This window comes from Streptomyces sp. SolWspMP-5a-2 (genome assembly GCF_900091845.1).
Lineage (GTDB): Bacteria > Actinomycetota > Actinomycetes > Streptomycetales > Streptomycetaceae > Streptomyces > Streptomyces doudnae.
The window spans coordinates 1-3,992 of record NZ_FMCI01000138.1 but is presented as its reverse complement, the minus strand read 5'-3'; the positions used below and the strand labels follow the sequence as shown (position 1 = coordinate 3,992).

At 77.2% G+C, this 3,992-nt stretch carries 3 protein-coding genes; all 3 read left to right on the top strand.

Annotation, left to right across the window (positions count from 1 at the left end; genetic code table 11):
- Positions 1 to 89: 89 nt before the first annotated feature.
- Positions 90 to 1,535 (top strand): polyprenyl synthetase family protein, encoded by a 1,446-nt coding sequence (locus GA0115242_RS13470; protein WP_256089424.1) that lies wholly within the window; start codon positions 90 to 92, stop codon positions 1,533 to 1,535.
- Entirely contained in the window at positions 1,532 to 3,064 is a 1,533-nt protein-coding gene (locus tag GA0115242_RS13465) for a phytoene desaturase (RefSeq protein WP_093828011.1), read from the top strand. The genes GA0115242_RS13470 and GA0115242_RS13465 overlap by 4 nt, the downstream gene beginning before the upstream one ends.
- A partial coding sequence (locus GA0115242_RS13460) for a phytoene/squalene synthase family protein (protein ID WP_107461409.1) occupies positions 3,061 to 3,992 on the top strand: 932 nt, incomplete at its 3' end. The genes GA0115242_RS13465 and GA0115242_RS13460, both read left to right, overlap by 4 nt.

The following is a 3,992-nucleotide window of genomic DNA, read 5'->3' as shown; positions in this document are numbered from 1 at the left end:
CCCCCGCGCCCGGACCGGCTCCCGCCGGACCCCCCGACCGCCCGCGCGCCCCGCGACCCCTCCCCCGCGGCGTGTCCGACGTCCGTGCCGTGGACGACGACGTGACCGGCGCCGTGCGGCGGACGCTGACCGTGCTGCTCGCCGAACGGGAGGCCGCCGCGCGCGCCGTCGACCCGCTGTTCGCCGGGGACCTGGCGGCGCGGGTCAGCCGGTTCACGGTGAGCGGGGGCAAGTTCGGCCGCTCCCGGCTCCTGTGGTGGGCGGGGCGGGCGTGCGGCGCCCCCGGCGCCGGTGCGCCGCCCGGGGTGGACTCCGTGCTGCGGGTGGCCGCCGCCCTCGAACTCATCCAGACCTGCGCCCTGGTCCACGACGACGTGATGGACGCGGCTCCGGTGCGCCGCGGTCGCCCCGCGCTGCACGCGGACGTCAGCGCCCAGTACACCGAGAGCGCGCCGGGGCCGCGGGGCGCGCGGCTGGGCGAGGCGTCCGCGATCCTCGCCGGTGACCTGGCGCTGGCCTGGGCCGACGACGTCGTCGCGGAGACGGACCTGCCGCCGGGGACGGCCCGGCGGGTGCGGGAGCTGTGGCGGGCCATGCGCACGGAGATGATCGCCGGGCAGTACCTGGACGTGCACGGCGAGGCCACCGCGGGCCGCTCGGTGGACCGCGCGCTGCGCGCCGCCTGCCTCAAGAGCGCCCGGTACTCGGTGGAGCACCCGCTCGCTCTGGGCGCGGCGCTGGCGGGTGCCGACCGGTCCACGACGGCGGCGCTGCGCACGGCGGGCCGGTGTGTGGGCCTCGCGTTCCAGTTGCGGGACGACCTGCTCGACGCCTTCGGTGACCCGCGTGTCACCGGAAAGCCCACCGGCGACGACATCCGCGCGGGCAAGCCCACCTATCTCGCGGCGCTGGCGCACACCAGGGCGTCGGCGGCGTCGGACGCCTCCTCGGTCGCCGTCCTGGACGCGACGCTCGGGCGTCTCGACGCGTCCGACGCGGAGGTGGAGAGGGTCCGCCGGGTCTTCGTGTCCACGGGGGCGCGGGACGCGGTGGAGGCCGCGATCCACAGGCTGACGGCCAGGGGACTGCGCCATCTGGACACCGCCGGGCTCCGGCCGGGGGGCCGCGAGAGGCTGGCGGCGCTGTTGCGCGCGGTGGCGAGCGCCCCGAGGGCCCCGGACACCGCGACGCCGGCCGGCCCTCCACCGGCGGTGGCCACCGGCACGCCGACGCCCGGCGCAGCGCCCGAGGCGGGCACCGCGGCTCCGTCACGTACCGCGCCCGGCTCGGCGAGCGGGCCGCCCGCGCCCGGTACCCCGCCGCGCGTCGCGGAAGCCGGTCGGGATCCTCGTCCCGGGCAGCCCGCCGCGCGTCTGCGTGCCGCACCGCACTCCACCGCCGCCCCCGGCGAGCACCCGCCACCCCCCGGGTCCCCGTCCGCGGGTCCGGAGGCGGACTCCGGGCCCCCCGGAACCGGCGGTCCCCCGCCGCGCGCACCCCGGTTCGACGTGTCCGGTGGGGAGGCGTGCCCGTGACCCGCACCGTTCCCGGGCGTACCGATCACGTGGTCGTCGTCGGCGCGGGGCTCTCCGGTCTCGCGACCGCGCTGCATCTGCTCGGCGCCGGGCGGCGGGTGACCCTCGTCGAGCGTGATCCCTCCCCCGGCGGGCGGGCCGGCCGGCTGGTGCGGGCCGGCTACCGCTTCGACACCGGGCCGACCGTGCTGACGATGCCCCACCTCGCCGACGAGGCCTTCGCCGCCGTCGGGGACAGCCTGCGGGCGCGCGTCGAGCTGCTGCCGCTGCACCCGGCGTACCGGGCGCGGTTCGCCGACGGCAGCGGTCTTGACGTGCACACCGGCGCCGAGGCGATGGAGGCGGAGGTCGAGCGGTTCGCCGGGCCGCGCGAGGCCGCCGGGTACCGCGAGCTGCGCGCCTGGCTGACGAAGCTCTACCGGGCGCAGATGCGCCGTTTCATCGACACCAACTTCGACTCGCCGTTCCAACTGCTCACCCCGGACCTCGCCCGGCTGGCCGCACTCGGCGGCTTCGGCAGGATGGACGCGCGCGTGGGGCGTTTCCTGCGGGACGAGCGGCTGCGGCGGGTCTTCTCCTTCCAGGCGCTGTACGCGGGGGTGCCCCCGGCCCGCGCGCTCGCCGCGTACGCCGTCATCGCGTACATGGACACGGTGGCGGGGGTGCACTTCCCGCGCGGCGGTATGCACGCCCTCCCCCTGGCGATGGCGGACGCCGCCGTCGCGGCCGGGGCCGAGCTGCGGCTCGGGGAGGCCGTCACCCGGTTGGAGCGTTCCGGGGACCGGGTCACGGCGGTCGTCACGGAGCGGGGGCGGATCGCCTGCGACGCGGTGGTGCTCACCCCTGACCTGCCGGTCGTCTACCGGCTGCTCGGGCGTGCGCCCCGGCGTGCGCTGGCGTTGCGCTTCTCGCCCTCGGCGGTGGTCCTGCACGCCGGGACGGACCGGACGTGGCCGTGGCTCGCCCACCACACGCTGTCGTTCGGCGCGGCGTGGCGGCGGACGTTCCGGGAGCTGACCGAGACGGGGCGGCTGATGAGCGATCCGTCGCTGCTGATCACGTCCCCGACCGTCACCGACGCGTCGCTCGCCCCGCCTGGCCGCCATCTGCACTACGTCCTGGCGCCCTGTCCGAACACCCGGATCGGTCCCGGCGCGGCGGCGTGGTCGGAGCTGGCCCCGGGGTACCGGGAGAGTCTGCTGGCCGAGCTCGACCGGCGCGGGCTCGACGGTGTGGCGTCCGCGATCGAGGAGGAGTGCCTGGTCACCCCGGCGGACTGGCAGGCGTGGGGGCACGCGGCGGGCTCGCCGTTCTCCGCCTCGCACACCTTCGCGCAGACCGGGCCGTTCCGGCCGCGCAATCTGGTGCGCGGCACGGTCAACGCGGTGCTCGCCGGGTGCGGGACCACGCCGGGCGTCGGGGTGCCGACGGTGCTGCTGTCGGGAAAGCTGGCGGCAGCACGGATCACGGGCGCGGGCCGTGCCCCGCGTTCCGCCGTGCGGGAGGTCCAGCACAGGAGGCCGGTGTGAGCGAGCGTGAACTGGACGCGGCGGGCGTCACCGATCCGGCGCTGCGGCAGGCGTACGCGTGGTGCCGTCGGCTCAACGCCCGGCACGGGAAGACGTACTTCCTCGCGACCCGGCTGCTGCCGGTGTCCCGCAGGTCCGCCGTGCACGCCCTGTACGGCTTCGCGCGCTGGGCGGACGACATCGTGGACGTGGACGGCGCGGCGTCGACCGCCGAGGAGCGCGGGGCCCGTCTGGACGGGCTGCGGCTGGAGCTGGAGCGCGGGCTGCGGGACGGCCGCACGGAGGAACCGGTGGTGCGGGCGCTGGCCGACACGGCGGACCGATTCGATATCGACCACCGGTACTTCACGGACTTCATGGCCGCGATGCGGGCCGACCTCGCGGTCACCGACTACCCCACCTACGCGGATCTGCGCCGGTACACGTACGGGTCGGCGGAGGTGATCGGCCTCCAGATGCTGCCGGTGCTGGGCACGGTCGTCCCGCGCGAGGAGGCGGCCCCGCACGCGGCGGCGCTCGGCGTGGCCTTCCAGTTGACGAACTTCCTGCGCGACGTCGGCGAGGACCTCGACCGGGGGCGCGTCTACCTGCCCGCCGACCTGCTGGCGGCGCACGGCGTGGACCGGGAGCTGCTGCGCTGGAGCCGGGACACCGGGTGCGGGGACGTCCGGATCACGGCCGCGCTGCGCGCGTTCGAGGCGCTGAACCGGACGGTGTACCGCGAGGCGGCGGCCGGGCTCGCGCTGCTCGAACCGGTGTCGCGCCCGTGCGTGCGGACGGCGTTCGTGCTCTACGGCGCCATCCTCGACGCGGTCGCCGAGGACGGCTACCGCTCGGTGCTGCGCCGCGCGGCGGTGCCCAGGCGGCGCCGCGCGACGGTCGCCCTGGACGGTCTGACCCGGGTGTGCGTGGCGCGGCTGCGCGCCCG